Annotated in this window: 21 protein-coding genes and 4 tRNA genes; 7 read left to right on the forward strand and 18 right to left on the reverse strand. The window is 72.2% G+C overall.

Annotated features, from left to right (window positions below):
- The 8 genes from ABD191_RS02175 to ABD191_RS02210 form a co-directional block, all read right to left on the reverse strand.
- Positions 1–683 (reverse strand): RICIN domain-containing protein (locus ABD191_RS02175; RefSeq protein ID WP_425560636.1); only part of this gene is annotated, 683 nt, incomplete at its 3' end.
- An 86-nt stretch (positions 684–769) separates the two neighbouring features.
- Positions 770–2,302 carry a non-reducing end alpha-L-arabinofuranosidase family hydrolase gene (locus ABD191_RS02180; protein ID WP_425560637.1) on the reverse strand — a complete coding sequence of 511 codons (1,533 nt, stop codon included), beginning with the start codon at positions 2,300–2,302 and terminating at the stop codon, positions 770–772.
- Positions 2,303–2,334: 32 nt separating this feature from the next.
- A complete protein-coding gene (locus tag ABD191_RS02185) occupies positions 2,335–3,846 on the reverse strand; it encodes a glycoside hydrolase family 10 protein (RefSeq protein ID WP_344076166.1) in 1,512 nt (503 codons plus the stop codon).
- Between the two features lie 345 nt (positions 3,847–4,191).
- A complete protein-coding gene (locus ABD191_RS02190) occupies positions 4,192–5,766 on the reverse strand; it encodes a sigma-70 family RNA polymerase sigma factor (RefSeq protein ID WP_344076168.1) in 1,575 nt (524 codons plus the stop codon).
- A gap of 91 nt (positions 5,767–5,857) precedes the next feature.
- Positions 5,858–5,930 (reverse strand) — tRNA-Met (locus ABD191_RS02195).
- A 26-nt stretch (positions 5,931–5,956) separates the two neighbouring features.
- Positions 5,957–6,027: transfer RNA gene (locus tag ABD191_RS02200), tRNA-Cys, on the reverse strand.
- 32 nt (positions 6,028–6,059) lie between these two features.
- Positions 6,060–6,134: transfer RNA gene (locus ABD191_RS02205), tRNA-Leu, on the reverse strand.
- A gap of 100 nt (positions 6,135–6,234) precedes the next feature.
- A tRNA-Gly gene (locus ABD191_RS02210) sits at positions 6,235–6,307 on the reverse strand.
- A 362-nt stretch (positions 6,308–6,669) separates the two neighbouring features.
- On the opposite strand from ABD191_RS02210, the gene ABD191_RS02215 reads away from it, so the two are divergent.
- Together ABD191_RS02215 and ABD191_RS02220 are read left to right on the forward strand one after the other, a co-directional pair.
- Positions 6,670–7,206 carry a TetR/AcrR family transcriptional regulator gene (locus ABD191_RS02215; protein ID WP_344076170.1) on the forward strand — a complete coding sequence of 179 codons (537 nt, stop codon included), beginning with the start codon at positions 6,670–6,672 and terminating at the stop codon, positions 7,204–7,206.
- Positions 7,207–7,282: 76 nt separating this feature from the next.
- Entirely contained in the window at positions 7,283–8,728 is a 1,446-nt protein-coding gene (locus ABD191_RS02220) for an MFS transporter (protein ID WP_344076172.1), read from the forward strand.
- Positions 8,729–8,818: 90 nt separating this feature from the next.
- Here the strand turns inward: ABD191_RS02220 and ABD191_RS02225 are convergent, their stop codons facing one another.
- From ABD191_RS02225 to ABD191_RS02250, 6 genes are all read right to left on the reverse strand, one after another.
- On the reverse strand, positions 8,819–9,817 hold the full coding sequence (locus ABD191_RS02225) for an LLM class flavin-dependent oxidoreductase (RefSeq protein ID WP_344076175.1): 999 nt from the start codon (positions 9,815–9,817) through the stop codon (positions 8,819–8,821).
- Positions 9,818–9,846: 29 nt separating this feature from the next.
- Positions 9,847–11,952 carry a hypothetical protein gene (locus ABD191_RS02230; protein WP_344076177.1) on the reverse strand — a complete coding sequence of 702 codons (2,106 nt, stop codon included), beginning with the start codon at positions 11,950–11,952 and terminating at the stop codon, positions 9,847–9,849.
- An 84-nt stretch (positions 11,953–12,036) separates the two neighbouring features.
- Positions 12,037–13,320 carry an AAA domain-containing protein gene (locus ABD191_RS02235; protein ID WP_344076179.1) on the reverse strand — a complete coding sequence of 428 codons (1,284 nt, stop codon included), beginning with the start codon at positions 13,318–13,320 and terminating at the stop codon, positions 12,037–12,039.
- Positions 13,317–14,798 (reverse strand): hypothetical protein, encoded by a 1,482-nt coding sequence (locus ABD191_RS02240; RefSeq protein WP_344076182.1) that lies wholly within the window; start codon positions 14,796–14,798, stop codon positions 13,317–13,319. Before ABD191_RS02240 ends, ABD191_RS02235 begins: the two co-directional genes overlap by 4 nt.
- On the reverse strand, positions 14,795–15,922 hold the full coding sequence (locus tag ABD191_RS02245) for a hypothetical protein (RefSeq protein ID WP_344076185.1): 1,128 nt from the start codon (positions 15,920–15,922) through the stop codon (positions 14,795–14,797). The genes ABD191_RS02240 and ABD191_RS02245 overlap by 4 nt, the downstream gene beginning before the upstream one ends.
- Positions 15,923–15,992: 70 nt before the next feature.
- Positions 15,993–16,796, reverse strand: coding sequence for a hypothetical protein (locus ABD191_RS02250; protein WP_344076187.1), 804 nt, complete (start codon positions 16,794–16,796; stop codon positions 15,993–15,995).
- Positions 16,797–16,928: 132 nt separating this feature from the next.
- On the opposite strand from ABD191_RS02250, the gene ABD191_RS02255 reads away from it, so the two are divergent.
- From ABD191_RS02255 to ABD191_RS02265, 3 genes are read left to right on the forward strand one after another with little or no spacing between them, the layout of a single operon-like run.
- A complete protein-coding gene (locus ABD191_RS02255) occupies positions 16,929–17,567 on the forward strand; it encodes a hypothetical protein (RefSeq protein ID WP_344076189.1) in 639 nt (212 codons plus the stop codon).
- On the forward strand, positions 17,564–18,175 hold the full coding sequence (locus ABD191_RS02260; protein ID WP_344076191.1) for a hypothetical protein: 612 nt from the start codon (positions 17,564–17,566) through the stop codon (positions 18,173–18,175). The genes ABD191_RS02255 and ABD191_RS02260 overlap by 4 nt, the downstream gene beginning before the upstream one ends.
- Positions 18,172–18,915, forward strand: coding sequence for a hypothetical protein (locus tag ABD191_RS02265; protein ID WP_344076193.1), 744 nt, complete (start codon positions 18,172–18,174; stop codon positions 18,913–18,915). Before ABD191_RS02260 ends, ABD191_RS02265 begins: the two co-directional genes overlap by 4 nt.
- On the opposite strand, the gene ABD191_RS02270 is transcribed toward ABD191_RS02265, so the two are convergent.
- Positions 18,888–20,216, reverse strand: a complete 1,329-nt coding sequence (locus ABD191_RS02270) for a hypothetical protein (RefSeq protein ID WP_344076195.1) — start codon at positions 20,214–20,216, stop codon at positions 18,888–18,890. The genes ABD191_RS02265 and ABD191_RS02270 overlap by 28 nt on opposite strands.
- Before the next feature lie 13 nt (positions 20,217–20,229).
- On the opposite strand from ABD191_RS02270, the gene ABD191_RS02275 reads away from it, so the two are divergent.
- Positions 20,230–20,430: a hypothetical protein gene (locus tag ABD191_RS02275; protein ID WP_344076197.1), complete on the forward strand. Its 201-nt coding sequence runs from the start codon at positions 20,230–20,232 to the stop codon at positions 20,428–20,430.
- 60 nt (positions 20,431–20,490) lie between these two features.
- Here ABD191_RS02275 and ABD191_RS02280 read toward each other — a convergent pair whose 3' ends face one another.
- The gene (locus ABD191_RS02280) at positions 20,491–20,712 is read right to left on the reverse strand and encodes a TM2 domain-containing protein (protein WP_344076199.1); all 222 of its coding nucleotides are present in this window, start codon (positions 20,710–20,712) and stop codon (positions 20,491–20,493) included.
- A 180-nt stretch (positions 20,713–20,892) separates the two neighbouring features.
- Here ABD191_RS02280 and ABD191_RS02285 point away from each other — a divergent pair, with 180 nt between their 5' ends.
- A complete protein-coding gene (locus ABD191_RS02285; RefSeq protein WP_344076201.1) occupies positions 20,893–21,636 on the forward strand; it encodes an FkbM family methyltransferase in 744 nt (247 codons plus the stop codon).
- Between the two features lie 10 nt (positions 21,637–21,646).
- On the opposite strand, the gene ABD191_RS02290 is transcribed toward ABD191_RS02285, so the two are convergent.
- Positions 21,647–23,362, reverse strand: a complete 1,716-nt coding sequence (locus ABD191_RS02290; RefSeq protein ID WP_344076203.1) for an alkaline phosphatase family protein — start codon at positions 23,360–23,362, stop codon at positions 21,647–21,649.
- Position 23,363: 1 nt separating this feature from the next.
- On the reverse strand, positions 23,364–24,005 hold the full coding sequence (locus ABD191_RS02295) for a GTP cyclohydrolase II (protein WP_344076205.1): 642 nt from the start codon (positions 24,003–24,005) through the stop codon (positions 23,364–23,366).
- Positions 24,006–24,007: the final 2 nt, after the last annotated feature.

Consider the following 24,007-nt stretch of genomic DNA (forward strand, 5'->3'; position numbering starts at 1 on the left):
ACCCGGATGATGTCCAGGTCCGCGAAGTCCTCCCACAACACCGGGTTGGTGAACGACCCGGACGAGGAGGTGGTCGTCGGCGCGGACGTGGGCGGCCCGGAGGTCGGCGTGCCGGAGACGGTGCCGACGGCGACGAGCTGCCACTGCTGGTTGTTGCCGCCCCAGTCGTCGTACTGCACGATGTTGGCCCCGTCGGCGGTGGAGGCGTTCTGCACCTCGAGGGCCTTGTTGCTGTGCCGGCTGATGAACCGGACGTACCCGTCGGACGAGTCGGCGAGCCGCCACTGCTGGTTGGTGCCGTTGCCGTCGGTCCACTGGACGATCGAGCCGCCGTTGGCGGTCGAGAAGTTGTAGACGTCCAGCACCTTGCCGGAGTGGCGCGACATGATGCGGTAGTAGCCGCCGCCGGAGTCGACGAAGCGCCATTGCTGGTTGTTGCCGTTGTTGCGGGCCCACTGCGTGATCCGCCCGCCGTCGTTGGTGGCGAGGTTGTACACGTCCAGTGCCTTGCCGCTGTTGCGGTTCACCAGGACGTACCAGGTGTTGGTGTCCACGGTGGCCGCTGATGCCGGCAGCGCGGTGGCCACCGCGGTGATGCCCGCGGCCACCGCCAGCACGACGGCGGGTATGACCTTCCATCGCCATCCGCGCCGACGCGGCGCGGCCGGGGAGTCGCTCGACACTGCGTCCTCCTGAGCAGAGAGGTTGTTGATGACCGGCCGTGTCCCGGCGGGCCCGGTATTGCACCGGGCCCGCCGGGGTCACGTCCCTAGCGCTGCAGGGTCAGCAGACCCGGGCGGTAGGGCAGCAGGCCGTAGTCGCCACCGGAGCTGGGCGAGCGGCCCTGGTAGAGCAGCTGCAGGTTGCAGGCGTTGACCGTCATGGTCTGGTCGGCGCTGGTACGGATCAGCTCACCGTGGCTGATGTCGTTGGTCCACGTCGCGCCGCTGTTGGCCTTGCCGGCGAACGGGTTGCTCTCGCTCGCGGCGTTCGGGGTCCACGAACCGCTCAGGCTGGTGGCCGTGAACGAGCGGAAGTAGCGGCCCTGCGAGCCGATCGCCTCGACCAGCATGAGGTACCGGTTCTCACCCTGGAGCTTGTAGACCTGAACCGCCTCGAACAGGTTGTTCGTCGAGTCACTCATGATCGTCGTGTACGACGAGCCGAAGTTGCCGGGGAAGTTGCCGATCGGCATGCTCGCGCGGTAGATCTTGCCGTTGTCACCGGCGAAGAACAGGTACATGTTCTGGCTGTCACCGATGATCGCCTGGTCGATCGGGCCGGTACCGGAGCCGGAGATGCTGCCCGTGAACAGCGTCTGCGCCGACGACCACCCGTTCGGGTTGGTGGGGTCGCTGGAGGTCCGGTAGGAGAACGCGGGGCCGCCCCACTGGTAGGTCAGCACCCAGATGTTCTTCGGCGCGAAGTAGAACAGCGACGGCGCGACGGCCGAGAAGTTCATGCTGTTCTGGCTGGCCGAACCCATCTGCGACCAGTTGGAGAACAGGCCGAAGTTCATCGAACCCCAGCTCGTACCCGTGTCGTGCGTGGTCGCGTAGACCAGGTGCTGGCCGTTGTACGGGGCGTAGGTGAAGTCCTTGAGCGACACCCAGCCCGAGCGCGGCTGCGCCAGGGCGCCCGTCGACGACCACCGGTACGACGACGGCAGGGAGCACTGGCCACCGCCACCGCTGCCCGTGGTGGTCGCGGCGGTGGTCGGCGTGGTGCCCGAACCGACCCGCACGAGCTGCCACTGCTGGTTGTTGCCGCCCCAGTCGTCGTACTGCACGATGTTGGCCCCGTCGGCGGTCGAGGCGCCCTGCACCTCCAGCGCCTTGTTGCTGTGCCGGCTGATGAACCGGACGTACCCGCCGGACGAGTCGGCCAGTCGCCACTGCTGGTTGGTGCCGTTCGTGTCCGACCACTGCACGATCGCGCCGCCGTTGGCGGTCGACCAGTTGTAGACGTCGAGCATCTTGCCCGAGTGGCGCGACTTGATGCGGTAGTAACCGCCGCCGGAGTCGACGAACTGCCACTGCTGCTGGTTCTGGTCGTTGCGCGACCACTGCGTGATCCGCGCCCCGTCGTTGGTCGCCAGGTTGTAGACGTCCAGCGCCTTGCCGCTGTTGCGGTTCACCAGGACGTACCAGGCGCTGGTGTCCACGGTGGCGGCCTCGGCCGACGTGACGCTGACCGCCACCGCAACCCCCGCGCCGGTGATGAGCGCCAGGCCCCCGGCGAGCGCTGACCGCCAGCCACGTCGCCGGCGACGAGCCGGCTGTTCCTCACTCGTGATCGACACGAGCGTCTCCTTTCAGATTGTTCTGTGCCGGCTCAGCCGACGCGGACGAGTTGCCACTGCTGGTTGTTGCCGCCCCAGTCGTCGTACTGCACGATGTTGGCCCCGTCGGCGGTCGAGGCGCCCTGCACCTCGAGGGCCTTGTTGCTGTGCCGGCTGATCAGTCGGAAGTAGCCACCGGAGGAGGTGACGGGCCGCCACTGCTGGTTGTTGCCGTTCGTGTCCGACCACTGCACGATCGCGGCGCCGTTGGCGGTCGACCAGTTGTAGACGTCGAGCACCTTGCCGGACAGCCGGGACTTGATGCGGTAGTAGCCGCCGCCGGAGTCGACGAACTGCCACTGCTGCTGGTTCTGGCTGTTGCGCGACCACTGCGTGATCCGCGCCCCGTCGTTGGTCGCCAGGTTGTAGACGTCCAGCGCCTTGCCGCTGTTGCGGTTGACCAGGACGTACCAGGCGTTGGTGTCGATCGTGGTCGACCCGCCCGTCTGCGGCGCGGATGAGGTCGGCACGGACGTACCGGCGTTCAGCGCGTTGAGGGTGGAGGTGTAGGCGGCCTTCTTGTTGCCACTCGCGTCGAACAGCAGGGCGTTGTCGCCGCCGCGCCACGAGTCGCTGTCGCGGATGCCCCACACCGTGATGCCGGTGCACCGGGAGACCGCCAGGCAGGCCCGCACGACCTGCGCGTACGCGTTGGCCTGGTTGGAGCCCTGCGTGATGTCGAGCTCGGTGATCTGGACGTCGACGCCCAGGTCGGCGAAACGCTGGATGTTGGCCTGGTAGTCACTGGGAATCGTGGTCCCGAAGTGGGACTGCAACCCGACGCAGTCGATCGGCACGCCACGGGACTTGAAGTCCCGGACCATGTTGTAGACGGCGGTCGACTTCGGGTTGATGCTGTCGGTGTTGTAGTCGTTGTAGCAGAGCTTGGCACCCGGGTCGGCGGCCCGCGCGGCGCGGAACGCCGCCTCGATCCAATCGTTGCCGGTGCGCTGCAGGTTCGAGTCACGCCGCGCACCGCTGGTGCCGTCGGCGAACGCCTCGTTCACCACATCCCAGGAGTGAATCTTGCCCCGGTAGTACGAGGCCACCCGGGTGACGTGGTTGATCGCCGCGTTCCGCAGGGCGCTGCCGGACATGTTCTGTGCCCAGGGCGGCTGCTGGGCGTGCCACAGCAGCGCGTGCCCGCGGATCTTCATGCCCCGGCTGATCGCGTGGTTGGCGATCCGGTCACCGTTGGAGAAATTGAAACTGCCCTGCGAGGGCTCGGTGGCGTCCCACTTCATCTCGTTCTCGGCCGTCACCGAGTTGAACTCCCGGTTGAGGATCGAGACATACGTGGAGTCCGACAACCTGCCGGCAGCGATCGCCGCACCGAAGTAGCGGCCCTTCTCGGCCGCCGACGCGCCGAGCGTCGTGCCGGCCTGGGCGGTGCCCGACAGCGCGAACACCGCGCCGCCGGTGGCGAGGCTCAACGCCAGGACCGGAACGGTGACGCGGAGCCAACGCCGGCGAGAGCGTCTACCCGTGGGGGACGGATGGTTCATGAGCGTCAGTCCTTTCGAAGACCTGTGGTGTTAGCGTTAACATCGCGCGTCGTCGAACCAGGCCCGAGAGGATGGTGGAGTCTTCAGGAGCCATAACGCGCCTGTAACAGCGCGCTAACATCACGGTTTCCAGAGACTGCCAGACGCTTTCCACGTGCGCAATATATCGACATAAAAAACATCGTGAGCTGCTGAAACGTCTATGAAAACTATCGCCGCAAATGCACACTGGTCGATCCGACCAACGACGACCGGGCGACGTAACAGTTTTTAGTCGGAGCGCTTACCCGGCGCATCGCGACAACTTTGCGGATTTTCGTTATGGCCGGCGGACCGACGGGGTCGCTAGCCGGCGAGGGGCCTGCGTAGCCGGAAGGAACCGCTGGCGCGGAAGCCGGCCGTGCCGTCCGATGGGTCGACCCACAGCGCTTCGTCGATGTGACGCACGAACCGGCCCGGGTAGTTGAAAGATTCCAGCGCCACCGTGCCGGAGCCTGCGCCGGCGCGCGGGCAGAACGTCGAGTCCTCGCGGAACAGCACGGTCCCGTCATCGCTGGCCGGCCGCAGGCGCCAGGAGACGTGCCGCAGGTACCGGCCGTCCGACAGGCGCAAGGAGACGCAGCGGGTGTCCGCCAGGCCCCCGACGACCTCGAAGGTGGCCCGCTGGCGGGCGGCCGGATCCGCGCCGACATTCACGAGCGTGCCGAGGTCCTCGACCAGCGTGACGTACTGCCCGGCCTGGTCGGCCGACTCCAGCGACACGGGCCCGCGGTCCACCGCCACGATGGCGGGCGCGGTCGGGCTGCGTCGCGCGGCCGACGTCGGTGCCGGCCTCGTCCGCGGCGGCCTCGATGTCGGCGGGGCCGCCGAGGTACGCATGACCGTGGCGGTGGTCGTGGGCGCGGCGGCCGCCGCCGGCGGCGGCGCGGGAGGGGTGGGCGTCTCCGCCGGCATGAGGAGGAAAGCGGCCGAGCCGGCCACGAGCACCCCGCCGGCCACCGCGGTCGTGACCGGGTGGGCGCTGAGCGCGTGGACGACCTGACCCAGGATGCCGGTTTTCGCGCCCGCCACCTCGGCGCCCGCGGTGGACGCGGCCAACGCCACCGCCGGTGCCGACGCGGTGGCCTTCGCAAAGAGGCCGGCCGTGAGCGCGAGCGGCACCGGGACCAGCGCGAGTCCCACCAGCAGGCGGGGCGTCGGCACCAGGCCGTCGGCGGCATGGCGACAGATCGGACAGTCCCGCACGTGCCGCGCCAGGCGCTTGCGCCACAGCGGGCTCGGGCTGCCGTCCCAGCCGGACGCGGCCGTGCCGAGTCCCCGGCAGCCGGGTCGCGCGGCCAGCGCCGCGACAATGGTCCGGCTGAGTTCGAGCTGTTCCAGCATCCGCTGCACGCGCACCCCGGCGTGCCCGACGGAAAGTCCCAGCGCCGCCGCCAACTGGGCGCGCGTCAGCTGGCCGGCCGTCTCCAGCCACCACAGCGACAGCAGCGCCCGGTCGTCGCGGTCCAGCCAGCGACTCGCCATCACGGCCTGCCGGCGCTGGCCGGACAGGCCGAGCCGCAGGATCGTCAGGTCCTCGAAGTCGGCGCCCGCGTCCGGTACGCCGGCGGCCTCCTCCAGCCCGGCGGTCCGGCTGGCGGCGACCTCGTCGCGGTGGGCGAACGTGCCGACCTGGTTGATCGCGATCGTGGCGACCCACGTGCGGAAGTCGCGCGGCGAGCGCAGGCTCGCCAGGTTGCGCAGGACGCGGACCATCGTGTCCTGCACGATGTCGTCCACGTCGGGGTGGCCGCTCAGGGCCCGACCGACGATGTTGTAGACCAACGGCAGCGCGACCGTGGCCAGCTCGTCGAGCGCCTGCCGGTCTCCGGCACGTGCGGCCAGGACCAGGCTTTCCTCGTCCGTACTCACGGCGCGCATCTGCCCACCTCGCTGTCCCGGCGCCCCTCCCATGTCGTGGTCGTTGACTGTGTACGACGCGGCGTCGCCAGTCAAGGCGGTCGACTTTCGGTGGCAGGACCGGGGCTCGAACCCGGGACCTCTGGATCATGACTCCAGCGCGCTGCCAACTGCGCCATCCCGCGGCGCGCATTGATCGTCAATGCGGAAGAGACCGAAGCCGGAATCGAACCGGCGTGCACCGTTTTGTAGACGGTTCCCTGGCCACTCGGGCATCCGGTCAAAGGTGTTACGTACCCGGTGAGGTTGTCGCGTGCCCTCGGCGCGAGTCGAACGCGCACGTGACCAGCTCCTCGGGCTGGCGCCTCTGCCAGTTGGGCCACGAGGGCGAGAAGGGCGGCCCGGCGGGGACCTGCACTCAACCCGCCGGGCCGCGCGGTCAGCGCCGGCCACGGTGATGAGACGCGACGGGAGGCTGACGAGCATCAGAGCGGACGACGGGACTCGAACCCGCGACCCTCACCTTGGCAAGGTGATGCGCTACCAACTGCGCTACGTCCGCGTGAATTTCCGCTATGGAATTGTCAACAAAAAACCGCCCGTCCGGTGATCCGGGGGCGGCAGTCGCGCGTCGCGAAACGCTAATCTCGCCATCCGCCCCTCAGCGGCAGGTCACCACCGCCGCACAGCGAGAGCCGCTGCGCTCCGGCGAAACACCGCCCTGCCATCTGACTCTCCAACCGTTCGATCACTCGGGTGTCTACAAAGATAGATACGACTGTCCACCTCGACAACGCAATTTACAAGGAGGCGATCAGAATAGCGATGAGCCACAGTGGCGCACGTGGATACAGCTCGCCGGTGCTGGCCGCATCCACGTCCTTGACTCCTTAGTTATCAGCCACTAACTTGAGTCGCGTGAGGATGAGCGCCGATGAGCGACGCGAGGCCGTGCTGCGCGCGGCCCGCGTGGAGTTCGGGCAGCTCGGCTACGCGGCGGCCACCACCGAGGCCATCGCGCGCCGGGTCGGCGTCTCCCAGCCGTACCTGTTCCGGCTCTTCCCCTCGAAAAAGGCGATCTTCCTCGCCTCCATCGACTACTGCTTCGACCGGCTGGAGCTGCGGTTCGAGGCCGCGGCCGAAGGGCTGACCGGCGAGGACGCCCTCACCGCCATGGGCACGTCCTACAGCGGCCTGCTGGATGACCGGCCCACCCTGCAGATGCAGCTGCAGATGTGGTCAGCCGCGTGCCACGACGACGAGGTGCGCACGCTGGCCCGGCGCCGGATGGCCGGCCTGTGGCAGCAGATCGCGCGCCTGTCCGGCGCCGACGAGAAGCGGATCATGCAGTTCATGGCGAGCGGGATGCTGCTCAACGTCTTCGCCTCCCTGGATCTGCCCCGCATCACCGAGCAGCTGGGCGAGACCCTCATGGGCCTCGTCGACCGTCCCACCACCTGACATCCGCCGTTCCGGGTGCCCGACGACGCGCGCCCACCGAAGTTAGTGGCCAATCACTAATGATCGAGGAGCAGTCATGACGCGTCTCTGGACGTTCATCGTCACCGGCGTGGCCGTCTTCATGGTCACGATGGACAACCTCGTGGTCACCAACGCGCTACCGGTCATCCGCCTCGAACTGGACACCGGGCTCGAGGGTCTGGAGTGGACGGTGAACGCGTACACCTTGGCGTTCGCGGTGTTCCTGCTGACCGCCGCCGCGCTGGGCGACCGGTTCGGTCGACGCCGGATCCTCGCGATCGGCCTGGCCGTGTTCACCCTCGCCTCGGCGGCCGCCGCCCTGGCCGGCGACATCGAGACACTCATCGCGGCCCGGGCCGTGCAGGGCCTGGGCGGCGCGATGATCGCGCCGCTGACCCTGACGATCCTCGCGGACGCCGTCCCGCCGCAGCGGCGCGGCGCCGCGCTCGGCGTCTGGGGCGCCATGTCCGGACTCGGCGTCGGCCTCGGCCCGGTCATCGGCGGGGCGGTCGTCGACCAGGGCTCCTGGCAGTGGATCTTCTGGATCAACGTGCCGGTCGGGCTCGTGCTGCTGCCGCTCGTGGCCCTGCTGCGGGAGAGCCGTGGCGGCGCCGGACGGCTCGACCCGCTCGGGGTGGTCCTGGCAACGGTCGCGCTGTTCGGCCTCGTGTTCGGCCTCGTGCGCGGCGGGGAGCACGGGTGGACCAGCGGACCGGTGCTCGGCGCGCTCCTCGGCGGCGGCCTGCTCCTCCTGGTCTTCCTGGTCTGGCAGGCCGTGGCGCCGTACCCGATGATGCCGCTACGGCTGTTCACCAGCCGGGGGTTCTCGATCGCGAACGGGGTCGCCTTCGTCATGGCGTTCGGCATGTTCGGGGCGGTGTTCATCGGGGCGCAGTTCCTGCAGACCGTGCAGGGCTACTCGCCCCTGGAGGCGGGCGTGCGCACCCTGCCCTGGACGGCCGTACCGGCGCTGGCGGCGCCCGTCTCCGGCATCCTCGCCGACCGCGTCGGGGCGCGCTGGGTGCTCTCGCTCGCCCTCGCCCTGCAGGCCGCCGGCATCGGGGCCCTCGGCCTGATCTCGCGTCCCGACGTGCCGTACGGGCACCTCGTCGCGCCGTTCGTGCTCGCCGGTCTGGGCATGGGCCTGTTCTTCGCCCCGATCGCGCGGGTCACCCTCGGCTTCGCGCCGCGCGGCTTCGAGGGCGTCGCGTCGGGTACGTCGAACACGCTGCGCCAACTCGGCACCGTGCTCGGCATCGCGGTGCTCGGCGCGGTGTTCTCCGCGACGGGCGGCTTCGCCAGCGGGCAGGAGTTCACCGACGGCATGCGGGTGGCTCAGCTCGTCGGCGCGGTCGTACTCGCGGTGGGGGCGGTGGTCGTGGCCTTCCTGCCCGCGCTGCCCGCCGCGGGCGACCCGCCGCCGACGACCGGGCAGGGCACGTCCGCGCCGGACGCGACCCGGTCCGCCGTCACGGCGAAGGCCCTGGCGCCGACGGCGTGACGGTCGCCGTCGGCCCCGCCGACCACGGGGGCGGCGGGGCCGACGGCCCCTCGTCGGTCGCCGTCGCGTCGACCGACACCAGCAGCACGATCAGGCTCGGCCGAGCGCCTTGGCGATCAGCTCGAACGAGCGGATCCGGTCGTCGATGTCGTACACCATCGTGGTCAGCATGAGCTCGTCCGCGGCCGTTCGGTCGCGCAGCTCGGTGAGCTGCCTGACGACCGTCTCCGGCGAGCCGAGGGCCTGATCCTCGAAGCGCTGCTCCGCGAACTGCCGCTCCAGCTCGGAGTACGGGTGGGCGGCGGCGTCGGCCGGGGTCGCCAGCGGCTCGGGCCGGCCCTGACGCAGCTTGAGGAACGACAGGATCGCGGGCCCGGCGAGCCAGCGGGCGCGCTCGTCGGTCTCGGCGCAGATCGCGCTCACCGCGACCATCGCGTACGGCTGGGAGAGGTAGGCCGACGGCCGGAAGTTCTCGCGGTAGAGGGCGAGCGCCGCCAGGGTGTTCTGACCCGAGAAGTGGTGCGCGAAGCTGAAGGGCAGCCCCAGCAGGCCGGCGAGCTGGGCGCTGAACCCGCTCGAACCCAGCAGCCAGATGTCGGGCATGTCGCCCCGGCCGGGCGAGGCGATGATGCGCGAGCGGGTCCGCTCGCCCGTGAAGTAGCCCATGAGATCCGTCAGCTCGCGCGGGAAGTCCTCGGCCGACAGGCCCTCCACGGTCCGTCGCAGCGCGAGGGCGGTCGCCTGGTCGGTGCCCGGCGCGCGGCCGATGCCGAGGTCGATGCGGCCGGGGTGCAGCGCCTCCAGGGTGCCGAACTGCTCGGCCACCACGAGCGGCGCGTGGTTGGGCAGCATCACCCCACCGGAGCCCACCTTGATCGTTGTCGTGGCGGCCGCGAGGTGCGCGATGAGCACGGCCGGCGACGAGCTGGCGATGGCCGGCATGTTGTGGTGTTCGGCCACCCAGAAGCGCCGGTAGCCCAGCTCCTCGGCCCGTACGGCCAGCCGCGTGGTGTGCCGCAGCGCCTCCCCCGCGGAGGCACCCGCCTGCACGGGGGCAAGATCAAGAACAGACATGGGTACGTTGATCACACGGTCCACCAACCCGCGGGCCGGCCGATTTAGTCCCCGGTGTGGGCAACGTCGCGTCGGGCGTGATCCCAGCGCTCGACGACCGCGGCGAACCGGTCGACGGCCTCACGGGCCTCGGACACCGTGACGCCGAGGTCGACCGCCGGCAGGCGCCCGGGTCGCGGATGGGACACCCGCCGCGCACTGACCGAACTGGAGCCGCGCACGGCCGCGCGGAACGCCTCCGCGGTGTGCCGCAGGGCGGCGTCGGCCAGGTCGTACCCCCGCGAGGGCGCGCCGAACAGGTCGAGCAGGTGCGTCCGGTTCAGCTCGGCCGCGACGAGGCGCTCGTCGGCGACCACCACGGCCGGGATGGTGACCTCCTGCGGCGTGTTGAGGGGCCAGGACCGGCGCGTCTTCGTCACGTCGTCCAGCGAGACGCCGGCCGCCTCCGCCTCCAGGTAGGTGAGCACCGCCCGCAGGTCCGCCACGACTTTGGCGGGGACGGCGGCCAGCGCCTCGCCGGTGCGCGGGTGGCCGGCGGTCAGCCGCGCCCACAGCACGACCGTCCGCAGGATCGGCAGGCCCGCGAAGATCAGCACGGCCGCGACGGCCAGGATGACCACCAGGCCCGCCCACGGGCCGGACAGGTCGGCCGTCAGCCGCCAGTCCAGGACCTCCGGCACGTCCGGGCCGGGCAGCGAGTCGAGCACATGCCAGGTCGCGACGGTCAGTGCCCGGGAGGCCTCCGTCCACGCGTCATCCGGGCCGCGCGTCACTCCGGCCGAACGCAGCAGGACCAGCGCCGCGCCGGCCGCGATCACGATCTGCACCGCCACCAGAGCGTACGCGCGCAGGTCCTGGCGCAGGCCGCTGGCCGTGTCGAGGTGGTCGGTGTGACCCAGGATGGGCGGGCGACGGGCCGCGAGCCACAGGTTGCGCAGCAGGTAGGCCACCGTGAACCAGGCGCACGCGCCTACGGCCACGCGGCTGAGCGGCAGGTCCCACGGCTGCCAGGTCAGGTGGGCGTCCAGCCAGCGCGCGGCGGGCGCGTCCGGGCCGAGGAAGCCCACCACCAGCGCCAGCGACACGGCCGCGTCCGTGAACTCCGGCGTCGCCCACAGCAGCGCGATCGCCAGCAGCAGCACGACCAACCACACACCGAACGTCGCCCAGACCCTGCCCCAGGCGCCCCAGCCGGCGGCCCCCGGCAGCAGCGCGCGCCGCGCCGGGCTGTCGAACCACACGAGCGCGGCAGCGAGAATCGCGGTGACGGCCCAGGCCTGCTCGGCCAGTTCGGCCAGGACCGCGCCGGCGAAGCGGGCGAGCACCGCCCCCAGCGCCACCGCGGCCAGGAACGCCAGCGTGGCCAGCGACCACACCCGCACGGCGCCGTCGAGGTACCGGCCGCCCAGCGACCACACCGCGCCCGCGGTTGCGCCCACGACCAGGACGAAGGGCGCCTCCCGGTCGGCGGCGAACAGGCGCAGCGTGCTCACCTGCCGGGAGATGGCCCGGGTGTAGCGGCGTTGTTGCGCCTGCCCCTCCACGTACCCGTACGCGGCGACGCCGACGCGTACGAGGGAAGGGATGACGATCAGGGCGAACCCGAGCACGAGCACCCGTCCCGCGAGGCCGGGCAGGATGGCCGGCTCGGTCCAGCCGAGCCGGTCGGGAATGTCGAGCAGCGGCACGGCATCCACGAGGTGCCAGAGGTAGAACCGTTCCGCCGTCCACAGTGGCGGGACGCGCTCAGCCAACGCCACGCTGGTGGCCGCGAACGCCTCGACGCCGACGAGCACCGCGGCCGTCGAGGTGAGCAGGGCGACCAGCAGCAGGCGCCGCTGGTGGGGCTCGATGAGCGAGATGACCACGTTGCGGATCACGACGACGAGCAGGACGAGCGCCAGCACACCCGCGACGAACGCGCCGATCCACCGGGACACCGGCCCGCCGGCGGTCAGGCCCGTGAGCAGCAGCCGCAGAAGTGCCACCAGGCCGATCGTGATGGCGACCGCCAGCATGATCGGGCGCAGCCAGGCGCGCAGCGGCCTGCCGGCGGTCGCGTCGAGCCGGTCGCGGGCGCGCTCGATGAGCGCGTCGTAGTGCTCCGAGAGCGGGGTCAGCCACCTCCCCGGATCCATCGACACGCCCATACGGCACACCTTGGCGGGATCGACGCCGATGCGCAGTCGGCTATCCGGCCACCGTGGCGGGCGCGCCCGCCGGTGGCACCTAGATCATCGTCTGGCTTCGATGCGGTGTTCGGCGAGCTTGGCGAGGATCGCCTGGTTGGCCTCCCAGCCGTCCGGGAACTTGACCGGCACGTCCAGGTGTACGGGCTCGGCGGACGGGTGGGCGTCGAGCAGCTCGGCGATGCCGGCCCGGCCCACCACCACGCACGCCTGGCGGTGGCGCGACGCGAGCACGCACAGCCGCCCGGACTCGAGGTGGAAGGCGGTCGCGTCGCGGCGGCCGGAGAGCGGGTGCAGGACGATCGTCACGTCGTACTCGCGGCCCTGGAGCCTGTTGGCCGTGTCCACGGTGACCTCACCCGCGGCGGGGCCGAGCATCGCACGGACCGCCGCGGCCTGGTCGCGGTGCGCGGTGCCGATCGCGATGCGCGCCGCGGTGACGGGCGCGCCGTCGCGCTCGCGTTCCGATACCGCGACCGCGCCGCGCTGCAACAGGCGCGTGGCCAGGGCCGCGCACGCGGCGGCCGCCTCGGCGTCCGTACGCAGGGTGTGCCGCGCGGGCAGTTCGTAGTGGGCCCAACCGGTCTGCGCGGCCATGGCCAGCACGTCGTCGAGCGGACCGGCGCCCAGCGCGCGGGTGCTGAACGACAGCGACCGGTCGGCCGCCGTCGAGCCGGCCTCGAAGCCCGTGAAGGGATAGAAGGCCTCCGCGACGACCGGCGCGGCCGTCACCGGCAGCCGCCACGACACGGGCAGCCGGTGTACGGGCAGGTCAGGGTTGTGACGCAACATCACGGCGACGGCGCTCTGCAACGGATCCCACGTCAGGCCGGTCCACCTGTCGATATCGACAGTCGAGAACGGGTCGAGCTGGCCGGGGTCGCCGACGAACAGGGCCCGCTCGAACCGCGGGGCAACGCGCAGCAGCATGTCGGAGCGCATCTGGTACGCCTCGTCGACAATCGCCCACGGCCACGACCCCTCGCGGATGGTGGCCCACTTCGCCGCCGTGGCGATCGTGATCGTGGCGCCGGCCAGGTCGGCGACCTTCTGACCGACCGTGACCGTGGGGTGTGCGACCCGGGCGGTCGGCTGGTAGCCGCCGGCCGACAGCCGACCGATCGTAACCGCGGGCGCGTGCCGGGCGATGCGGTCGACCAGGTCGTCGACCTGCTCGTTGGTCTGCGCCACGATCATGACGCGCTCGCGGTCGGCGGCGAGCCGGCCGGCGGCCTGGGTGACCAGTGTGGACTTGCCCGCGCCGGGCGGCGAGTCGACGACCACGCCGCGCCGGCCGGCCAGGTCGGCGAGGACGGCATCCAGGATCACGACCACTCCTCCGCGGCGTCCTCGTCGGTCGGCACGTACTCGGGCGGCGGGCCGCCGTGCGTCCACGGGGTGTCCTCGCGGGCCGGGAACTCCGGGGCCTGCTGGTAGTCGTCGGCCAGCGACGAGTAGACGACCTGCTCCCCCACCTCGGGCACGGTGCCGGGCGGGGCCTGCAACGAGCTGCCCATGCCGCCGGACAGCTCCAGCACCACCTCGGACGTGTCACCGGCGCCGACCGCGACCACGGTCGCCTTCTGCGCCGGGCGGGCCGGTGAGGTCAGCGCGGCGCCCGGGGTGAACCGCACCGGGTCGTCCGTGAGGACGGTGACGTGCGGGCGCAGCACCCGTCGCCGGCCGCTGGCGTCGACCCGGTCGGGCTGCGCGGCCGTGACCACGCCGGCGAACGCCTCGCCGCTGAGCCGGTACTCCGCGAGCACCAGCGGGTCGTCGAACGCCCGCTGCACGTCGTAGCTGGCCTGGTCGCGCTCCAGCCGGTTGAGCCGCCCGGCGGCGGCCACGGCGCCGTCGCGCCGGGGCTGCGGCGGTCGCCCGTCGACGATCGACATGACCATGGCGGAGTACGCGTCGCGGTCGGCCGCCCAGCGCTGCGCCACCCGCTCCCCGGGCGGCAGGGCGCGCAGCAGCTCGACGGCCCGCCACACGAGCCGCCACGTCGGCTCGATCTGCCCCCTGATGGCGGTCGTCAGGGTGGCCAGGGTCCGCTCGCCGGGCGCGTTCGCGTACGCCTCCATGAGCGCGGCCAGCACCTCGTTGTCGAACGTCGGGTCGGTGATCGGGCCGGCGGGCGGCCAGGTCAGCGGGTCCTCGGCGGCGGCCGCCGCCTGCGCCCCGGTCAGCCCGGCGGGTGGGTCGATCCAGCCCATGAGCGCGGCGAGGTTGGCGTCCTCCAACGCGGACTGCCCGGTCGCCCAGTGCGCGGTCAGCGCGCTCGTCACCGCCACGAGCGCGGCGGACCCCGGATGCTCGTAGCGCTCCGCGAAGAACGTCAACCACCGGCCCGCCAACGGTACGGTCGGCGCGACCGCCCACGGCCCGTCCGTACGCCGCAGGCGCGTCGAGCGGCCGAACAGCTTCACGAAGCCCGCCCCGGCCGGGTTGGGCACGATCAGCTGCGGGCCGTCCGTGTAGCGCGACCGGATGTCGCGACCCCGGTTGGTGACGACCGCCTCGACCTGTCCGGTGAACGAATCGACATAGGACACCAGGATCGCGGCCAGCTCGGCGGCGAAGCCGAACCGCTCGTCGCGGTTGCGCGGCTGGGCCACGACGAGCAGGCGCGCGTCGTCGGGCGCGGTGCCCACCATGGCCGCGAGCGGCGCGTTCGCCTCGCCGGCGAGGGTCAGCGGCACGAGGACGAGCGGACGCTCGTGCACGTGAACGTGGCGCACGGTGGTGATCGGCTGGGCCACCCCGCGCTCGACCGCCAGGGCGCGCGCCAGCGAGACCAGGGTGCTCACGCCCGTGCCCCCAGGTGCTCGGCCCGCAGGCGGGCAGCGGCGCGCAGCAGCGCGGCGGCCTCCTCCTGTTCGACCGAGGGCCGCAGCTCCTCGCGGGCCAGGCCGAGTGCCGTGTCGACCGACTCCACCCCGCCCAGCTCCTCGCGGACCGTACGGCCCAGGGCGGCCGTGTCGCCGCGCGCCTCGTGCCGGCAGAAGTACGCGATCTCGCAGGCCGACAGGCATTCCGGCGCGTACCGCGCGTCCACCCGGCCCAGCGAGGCGCCCAGCTCGTCGGCCGTCGCGGTCGGCACGCCGTCGGCATCCGGGCGCAGGTCCAGCGTCAGGTCGGCCGGCAGCGCGTCGAGCAGTTCCTCGATGCGGGTCAGCCGTGCCAGCTGCCGGCGCAGGACGAGCAACTGCTTGCGGACGTCCACGAGCGTCGCGACCGGCTGGTTGGCGAAGTCCCTGGGGCACACGAGCACGATCTCGTGGGACACGGTCTCCGGGTCGAGGCCCTGTTCGGCCAGCATGGCGCGCATGGCCAGCACGTACACGGCCGACTGGATGGCGGCGGCGGCCACCTTGGTCGGATCGGCCTGGCCGTCGATGACCGGGAACGACTTGATCTCCACGACGTGGAACCGGCCCCGCAGGCGGAACGCGATGAGGTCCGGCTCCAGGTAGACGGCGCGCCCGCCGACATCCAGCCGCAGCAGCGGGTGGTCGAACAGGGTGCCCGGGTCGTCGGCGGCCCGGGCCGCCCGTGTGATCAGGGTGCGCGCGCGGGCGTGGCGGACCTCGTTGGACTCGTTGCCGCCCACGCTCTCCAGGTCGTGGTAACCGACCTCGTCGACCGGCAGGCCCAGCTTCTCGCGCAGGAGACTGAGCAGCTCAGCGCAACCGTTCGCCTTGACCTGCGACTCGAACGCGTTGCCCCGGGTGATCGCGAAGCGGGACTGGCCGAACCGGGCGGGGAAGCCGACGTGCGCGGCGAGGCGCTCCTTGTCGACGCCGGCGGCGTCGAGGACGGCCCGCCGCGCGCAGCCGGGGTTGGTGGTCAGGGCCGCGATGGTGCGCGCGGTGTGCCGCCGGGGCGGGGCGCTGCCGCGCAGCCGGGCAAGCCGAGCATCAAGGTCGGTCATGCTGTCGCCTCCCTGCGGTCGCCACCAGCATGACTAACGCGAAGCCGTCCGATGCCCTCGCTACGCTCGGTCATAACAGTCCTTCTGCGGGTCGGGGAAGAACGCGCAGACGAGGGCCGCCGAAGAGCCGCCCGGCGTCGTCGAGCTGGTGGACCGCGCGGTCCGCGGCGGCGGCCCGGGTGGCGCGGTCGGCCTCCTCGTGGATCTCCAGCTCGGCCCGCGCCGCCGCGACGACGGCCGCGGGCGCGACGTCGTCGAGTTCGGCGGCCAGGCCGGGCAGGTTGGTGGCGAACCGCCACAGCAGCCGGGTCGCCCGCGGACCCACCTCCGGCAGCCGTTCGACGTGCTCGGCGACCCGGATGGCGCTGGTGAGGAAATCGACCCGGGGGCTCAACGGCCCGATCATCCGTTGCTGGACCGGCCAGGTGGACACCGCCAACAGGCCGCGGGCCGGTGACAGCAGGTCGGCGCTCAGCACCGCGCACAGATAGTACGGCCGGGCGAAGGGCGCGAGGCGGAACGAGCGCTCCTCGTCGCGGCGCAGGCTGGTCAGCCGCGCTCCCGGGATCTCCCCCGCGAAGAAGGCCCGGTGCACCTCGATGATCAGCCTGGGCGCGGCCGGGACGGACAGCAGCGTCAGCGCGTGGTGGACCTGCTCGCGCACGGGAAGCAGGGCCGCCTCGGCGCGCGGCGCCGGCACGGGCGCGACGGCCTCGGCCAGTCCTGCGACGACGTCGTCCCACTCCCGTTCGGCCTGGCGCAGGTCGCGGCGCAGCGCGGCGGCGCGGGTGCGGTCGCCCGCCATGAGTGCCTGGCGCACGGCGGTGCGCAGCCCGTCGATGCGCCGCTCGAGTTCCTCTGCCGACTCCGCCACGGCGGCGACCCTAGCATCCTCCAGCCTTTTCCAGTAACTACCGCTTCGGCCGATGTGGACGGCTGTCAGCGGCCCTGATGAGCGTTGGCGCCGGTAGCGGCCGTTACGGTCGGTCTCGTAGACTCCCGCCTCGTGTCGAGCACCTACGGGGGGCAGGGCGGCGACGGCGTCTACCACGTCGGGCCGTATGGCGGGCTGCGGGACTGGTTGTCGCTGCACCGCGTGGTCGCGGGCCTGGTGGCCCTCGCCGCCGTGGCGACGATCCCCTTCGGCGGGTTGAACAAGGCGGACGCCGGCCGGTACGGCGGCCTCGCGCGCGTCGAGGTGGGCCAGGCGTACGACGCGGGGCCGTGGCGGGTCACGGTGACCGGCGGGCGGCTGCTCAAGGACCAGCCGCCGCTGCGCGCCAAGAAGAAGACCAACCGGTGGGTCATCGTGCTGGCCACCGTGGAGGTCACGGCCGACGAGACCCGCAACGACACACTGGACATTCTGCGGATCTCCGGCGCCGAGAAGCTGGCCGGCGACGAGCCCGACACCATCATGCTGCGCAGCGACTACAGCCTGTTGCCGGCTCTGCATCCCGGCCTGCCGGAACAGTTGATCTTCGGATGGGAGCAGGACGCCACGGCTGCCGTCCCGGCGAGCATCGACGTCATCATCTGGGGCAAGACGCTGCGGATGAACTCGCTCACGGAGTCCGAGGAGTGGCTCGACCACGGCGAGCGAGCGGTCCTGACCGTGCCCGTCCAGGACCGGAGAAACGCGTGAATCCCGGGATCCGCGTGTTGCGCCGGGTCGGCTCCTGGGTCGCGGCGGCCGTGGCGCTGCTGCTGATCATCAACCTCGGCAATCGGATCCTCGAGTTCCAGCGGGACACCAGGTACTTCCAGCGGCCCTTCGAAGTGAGCGTGGCCATGGGCGAGACGAAGCTGACCCGCACCTTCGGCGTGGCCGTCGTCTCGGTGCGCGGGGCCGGCGCGATCACCGACCCGACCGGCGGTGTCCCGCACGGAACCAATGGAATCTGGATCATCGTCACGCTGCGGGCCACCGCGCTCGACGGACCCAGGGAGATCGGACACTACTCGCTACGCGACGCCCGGGACCGGGTCTTCTGGGCGAGCGACCGCGTCAAGCAGGGCATCCATGGCGGCCGGACGCTGCAGCCGGGCGTGTGGATCGAGGGTGAGGTGGCGTTCGAGGTGCCCCGTGACGTGGCCACCGGAAAGCTCACCGTACTGCTCGCGGAGCACAGGTTCGACACGCGCGTCGACAGCATGATCGCGGTCGAGCTGGACGGCGTCACCACGTCCGCTGTCGACACGTGGGCCTCGGACAGGACCGCCACCCTCGCCGCGACGACGGTGATCGAATGAGTGCGCCCCAGCCGCCGTACCGGCCCGCCGCATGGCAGGCGCCGCCACCCGCCTACCCGCCGCGGCTCGGCCGGCCGCCGCACCAGCTCCACGGGGCACCGACGGACCACACGCAGCCGCTTCCCACCCATGCGCCGCAGCCGCCCGGCTACGGCGCCGCACCGGCCGGATACCCACCGTCGCCCCGGCCGGCCGAACGTGCCCGGCCCGGGTGGTGGCGGCGCAACTGGTGGGGGCTGCTCCTCGTCGTGCCGCTCTTCGTGGCGACGATCGCCCCGGATCTGGGCGACGCGTACGACAGGTGGTTCCCGACCGGGCCCACCGAGCGGGTCAGCGGCGCGAACGGCCAGTGGGTGTCCTTCGGCGGCGGCCGGCTGCGGCTCGTGTCCCTCCAGCGCGCGGTGGCGCTCAGGACCCACTCCGGCCGGCCCGTCACGCTGCCCGCCACGGTGCAGGTATGGCAGGCCACGCTGGAGATCGACGCGGGCAGGGACGCGCCGCTGGAAGGCTGCACCCTGTTCCTGGAGGACGCGCGCGGCCGTACCTTCAGCGCGAACCCGAACGAGCTCAGCGACGTCGATGTCGATCGCGTCTACGGCTGCTCGCGCCCCTACGGCGGGCCGGAATCCGGTCCGTTCACCATCGTGGCGGCGTTCGTGGCGTCGTCCGCCCCCAGCGCGGTACGGGTGACCCTCGCCAGCGAACTGCCCCGCTACGCGTGGCTGACCGCCCCGGACTGAACGACCTGCGGCACCGGCGCGGACGCCACCGGCGCCGGTCCGGCGGGTTCCGCCCCGACGCCACGCCTGCCGACGAGCAGGATCCGGTCGATGCTCGCGGCGAGCACGCACGTCACCGTGACCATGCCGGCGGCCTCGTTGAGGGCGCTCAGCGGCAGGGACAAGGGCGTCCACCGGCTGGCAAGGTCCTGCGGTCCGATGATCAGGCGCTCGAGCTCCCACGCGACGTTGCCGACGGCGAGGGCGGCGGTGAACAGCAGGCAGAAGAACAGCGTCGGGACGAACCCCACGCGACTCATGATCCGTACGCCGTTGACCAGCGCGCCGAACCGGTTGCGCAGGTCCGCGTAGATGCCGGTGCCCAGCCAACGCATCGGGCCGGGCAGCTCGCCCAGCCACACCGGCGGCGGCTTGTCCTCGTCGACCTCCAGCGACAGCTGGATCTCGCGGCGGTACACGACAGCGCCGAGCAGCAGCAGGCTCAGGGGCGCCACCAGCACGACGTCCGCCCTGCCGAGCTGCTCGCCCACCCACGTCACGAGACCGCCGGCCGGCCCGGACGCGCCTGCCAACCGTTCCCAGCCCGCCTCCAGCCAGGCGAACATCTGCCGCTCGCGCAACCACTCGTTCTCCGGGCTGACATAGCGTGCGAGCTGACTCATCCAGAGCAGTTCCACATAGCCCATCACCAGGCCGAAGAGGACCCAGCTGCGCAGCCGGTCCCACCGGGGCAGGCCCCACCGGAGGAACACCACGATGAGGATGGCCACCACGATCGCCAGCCGCGTGGTGAACGGAAACCTGTCGCTCATGTCCCACGCGTCGGGCGGAGCCGAACTCTTGAGCACCTCGTCCTCGAAGAGGGCGTAGGAGTAGGCGCTGCCGTCGTCGCGGAGCATGCCCAGGCTGGCGTAGATCGCCAGAAAGGGCACCAGCAGGGCGGCCAGGTGGCGCACGAGGTCGCCGGCGCTGCCCCGGCCACCGTCGCGCAGGCGCGGCAGCGACGGGCGCACCAGCAGCAGCATGACCGCGAGGCTGGTCATGGTGGCGAGCGGCGCCAGGAAGAAGACGAGCAACCCCGCCGTACCGCTGGTGCGGCTCACGACGACGGCGAGGCGGATGAGCCACGCGGAGGCCGCGGCGCCAGCGAGGTAGACGGCGATCAGTGCCGGCCAGTGCCGCCACCACAGCCGCGCCGCGCCGCCGATCACGGCTATTCCGTCCACAAACGACATACCGACGCCGCTGCGCCCACGGCGCCGCCCGACGTACCCGGCCGTCTCCCCCGCCTCCGGCATCACCGGCCACACCTTAGTGCAGCGCACCGCGCCGGAACGCGAGGCTCACCCCGTCCCGCTACCGGCACCGTCGGGAGGTGGGTGGTTTCTCATCCTGCGCGACGCCGCCGCGTTCGCCGCGCTGGCCGACCGCGTCGACCGCGACCGGCTCGCCGCGTCCCGGGTGTTCGTGGAGAGCAACGACAACATCGTGTTCCTGGAACTGACGAGGGCGTGAGGACCTCGACCTGACCCGACGGGAGGCCACCCGGCGTGGGCGGCCTCCCGGTGGCGTCTGTCAGGCCTCGCCGTTGGCCTTGCGCACCTGCGACGGGATGGTGAACAGGTCGATGAGCAGACCGATGCCCAGCCAGCCGAGGGTGAAGATGTACGTGACGGCACGGATCGTGTTACCCAGGTAGAACTGGTGCACGCCAATGACGCCGAGGAAGAACCACAGGGCGTACGCGACGCCGACCGACTTGGTCTTGACGGGTGCCGAGGTGATGGTCTCAGCCATGGCTGATTACTCCCCTATAAGTGGTGATCAATACTGCGAATCCGCACGGTACGCAGGTGTGACCGGGAGCACATCGGCCGATCGGACACGTCGCGGCGATGGAGCGGGCCAGGATCCGTTCGCGCGCGTACGGCGCGCCGCGGGCCGCCCGCGGGCACGCGACGCCGTAGGGTCGGGCGCATGGTGCGGCGGGTGTGGGGCATCGCACGGTCACTGGTCATGTACCGCGGCATCCCTGGCCGCCACCGGCGGCTGCGCCGCTTCTACGCCCAGTTCCTCGGCCCCGGCGACGTGGGCTTCGACATCGGCGCCCACGTGGGCAGCCGGGTACGCGTCTGGCGGTCGCTGGGCGCCCGCGTGATCGCGGTCGAACCGCAGCCCGACTGCCTGCGCGTCCTGCGGCTCCTGCACGGCCGCGACGACGGCGTGCGGATCCTTCCCGTGGCCGTGGGCAGGGAGCCCGGGCGGGCGCGGCTCGCGCTCTCGTCCGCCACGCCGACGGTCTCGTCGCTGTCACCGGAGTGGATCGGCACGGTCACCACGGAGCGGAGCTTCGCCCGCGTGCGCTGGGACAGCTCCGTGGAGGTCGGGGTCGTCACCCTGGACGACCTCATCGCGGCCCACGGCGAGCCGGCCTTCTGCAAGATCGACGTGGAGGGGTTCGAAGTCGACGTCCTCCGTGGCCTGACCCGCCCGCTCAGGGCGCTGTCCTTCGAGTACCTGCCGCCCGCCCACGACGCGGCCCTCGCCGCGCTCGGGCTCGTGGACAGCCTCGGCGACTACGCGTACAACTACTCCCCCGTCGAGACGATGAGGCTGGCCAGCGACACCTGGCTCGACGCCGACGCCCTTTCCCGCCTGCTGGCCGAGCGCTTCCGCCCCCTGGGCCGCTCGGGCGACGTCTACGCCCGCCTGCGGCGCTGACCGGCGTCGGTCATGACCCACCGAACGCCGCCAGGAAGCGGTCGCGGACCGTGTCCATGCGCCATACCGGGGCCGACGGCCCCGGCCGCAGGCCGTCCGTCCAGTTCCAGCCGGTGATCCGGTCGAGCACCGCCGGGTCGCGGGCCACGATCGTGATCGGGGCCTCGCGGGGCGCGCCGTCGCCGGCCACGACCGGCGCCGGCTGGTGGTCGCCGAGAAAGACCATGACGAGGTTCTCGCCGCTGTACCGCGCCGCGTAGTCGGTCAGGGAATGCACGGAGTACGCGATGGAGCGCGCGTAGTCGGCTCGCACCCGCCCGGTGTCGCGGCTGAGCACGGACTCGGGGATGTCGCGCGACCCGGACACGGACGCGTACGCCGCGCCGTCGCCCAGTGTGGACCAGTCCAGCATGGGCGGCACGGGCGACCACGGGGCGTGGCTGGAGATCAGGTCCAGTTCGGCCATGACGGGCGGCCGGCCGATCGCGACCCGTTCGGCGCGGTGGAACGCCGACAGCGTGAACTGGTCCGGAACCGAGTCGAAGGTGAACCTGGGCCCCTCATAGCCCAGGTCGCCGGCGTTGTAGACCCGGTCGAAGCCGTAGAATCCGGCCTCCGGCCAGTCCCCGTGGTTGGCGGGCGCGACCGCCACCGTGCGCCACCCGGCGCGGCGGAACGCGCCCGACAGGGTCAGCCGGTCAGTCCGCACCAGGTCCGTGTACCGGCGCTGGCTGTCGACCCACAGGCCGGACTGCAGCGTCGCGTGGGCCAGCCAGCTCGCGCCCCCGGCGGTGGGCGAGCCGACGTACGCGCTGCGCGCGACCAGCCCGGCCGCCCGTAGCCGCGCCGCGCCCGCGTCCAGGGCCGCCGTGACCACCGGGTCGTCGAGCGCCACCCGCCCGTAGCTCTCCACGAACGCCAGCACCACGTCCTTGCCCCGCAGCGCGGTGAGCAGATCGGATCCGGCCGCGTACCGGTAGGCGTCCACCCGGGACTGCGCGGCGAACGCGTCCCGGTCGGCCAGCCCCGCCCGTACCCGTCCGGCCTGGTTGCTGACCACTCCGGCCGCCTCGGTCGCCGCGACCGGCAGGTCCGGGCCCACCCGCGCGTCCACGACAGCCGCCGCGACCCACACCACCCCCAGGACCGCGACCGTACGCGCGAGGCGCGCCCGGTGCGCCGAGCCGACGCGGGCCAGGCGCGCCGCGGCCCAGGCGAGCCCGACCGGCACGGCCGCGGCGAGCGCGACGGCGACGATCGCGGCGGCCACGGCGCCCGGCCGACCCACCGACCGGGCGACGAACTCCACGGCCGGGCCCAGGAAGTACCAGTCGGCGAGCGGATCGAACGGCCGGTCGAACGCGACGAGGAACCCGGTGTCCAGGCACCGCACGACGACGAGCAGGCCGAGCAGCGCGCCCGCGACGGTCGCGGACGCCCGCGTGGCACGCGGCGGGATGATCAGCAGGACGGCGGCGGCGAGCAGCCCTTCGACCGGCACGCGCGCCAGCGCGAGCGGCGACAGGTCGCGCAGGTCGTCGGGTGCCACGAGGGCGACCAGAACGAGCAGCCCCGCCGCCACGGTGGCGGCCCTGCGGGCGACCCGCCGGCCCGAGCGGCCCGGCGCACCCGGCGGCTCCGCGCCCCGCCCGGCGGACCCGCCGCGCGCGGTCGGCGCGGCAGCCGGGACCGGTTCGGCGGGCGCGGTCGGCAGAGCTTCGGACATGTCAGCGGGTCGCCGGGAGGTGCAGGGTGTGCGCGAAGCGCCGCACCTTCGCGGCCAGGTACGGGCCGTTGGCCGGCGACAGGTGCACCCCGGTCGGCACGCTCTCGGTGACCGTCACGCCGAGCCGCAGCAGCTGTTGGGCCTTGTCGGGATTGTTGGTCAGCAGCGCCACGCGGTCGACGCCCAGCGCCCGCAGCATCTGCGCCGCGACCGTGTAGTCGCGCTCGTCCTCCCGGTGCCCGAGCGCCACGTTGGCCTCGTAGGTGTCCAGGCCCGTGTCCTGCAGCGCGTACGCGTCGAGCTTGGCGTACAGGCCGATGCCCCGGCCCTCCTGGCGCAGGTACAGGACGAAGCCGCCCACGGCGGTGATCCGTTCGACGGCCTCGCGCAGCTGGGGGCCGCAGTCGCAGCGCTGACTGCCGAACGCGTCGCCGGTCAGGCACTCGCTGTGGGGGCGCACGAGCGGGGCCGCGCCGCCGCCGGCCGCCCGGGCGAGCGCGCCGACCCAGTCGCCGAGGCCGAGCGCCACGTGCTCCCCGGTGTCGGCCAGGCCGGCGAAGGAGAACACGTCGGCCACGGCCACGTGGCCGTCGGGCAGGCGCAGCGGCATCCGGACCCGGGTACGCACGGTGGCCTCGTCCATGG

The organism is Luedemannella helvata (assembly GCF_039528415.1).
GTDB classification, from domain to species: Bacteria; Actinomycetota; Actinomycetes; order Mycobacteriales; family Micromonosporaceae; genus Luedemannella; species Luedemannella helvata.

Bases quoted from the DNA above. Each gene is read 5' to 3' on its own strand.
- ABD191_RS02265 (WP_344076193.1), top strand. From the start codon at position 18,172: ATGAGTGCGCCCCAGCCGCCGTACCGGCCCGCCGCATGGCAGGCGCCG.
- ABD191_RS02295 (WP_344076205.1), bottom strand. From the start codon at position 24,005: ATGGACGAGGCCACCGTGCGTACCCGGGTCCGGATGCCGCTGCGCCTG.
- ABD191_RS02280 (WP_344076199.1), bottom strand. From the start codon at position 20,712: ATGGCTGAGACCATCACCTCGGCACCCGTCAAGACCAAGTCGGTCGGC.
- ABD191_RS02245 (WP_344076185.1), bottom strand. From the start codon at position 15,922: ATGACCGACCTTGATGCTCGGCTTGCCCGGCTGCGCGGCAGCGCCCCG.
- ABD191_RS02185 (WP_344076166.1), bottom strand. From the start codon at position 3,846: ATGAACCATCCGTCCCCCACGGGTAGACGCTCTCGCCGGCGTTGGCTC.
- ABD191_RS02190 (WP_344076168.1), bottom strand. From the start codon at position 5,766: ATGCGCGCCGTGAGTACGGACGAGGAAAGCCTGGTCCTGGCCGCACGT.
- ABD191_RS02220 (WP_344076172.1), top strand. From the start codon at position 7,283: ATGACGCGTCTCTGGACGTTCATCGTCACCGGCGTGGCCGTCTTCATG.
- ABD191_RS02215 (WP_344076170.1), top strand. From the start codon at position 6,670: ATGAGCGCCGATGAGCGACGCGAGGCCGTGCTGCGCGCGGCCCGCGTG.
- ABD191_RS02230 (WP_344076177.1), bottom strand. From the start codon at position 11,952: ATGGGCGTGTCGATGGATCCGGGGAGGTGGCTGACCCCGCTCTCGGAG.
- ABD191_RS02285 (WP_344076201.1), top strand. From the start codon at position 20,893: ATGGTGCGGCGGGTGTGGGGCATCGCACGGTCACTGGTCATGTACCGC.
- ABD191_RS02290 (WP_344076203.1), bottom strand. From the start codon at position 23,362: ATGTCCGAAGCTCTGCCGACCGCGCCCGCCGAACCGGTCCCGGCTGCC.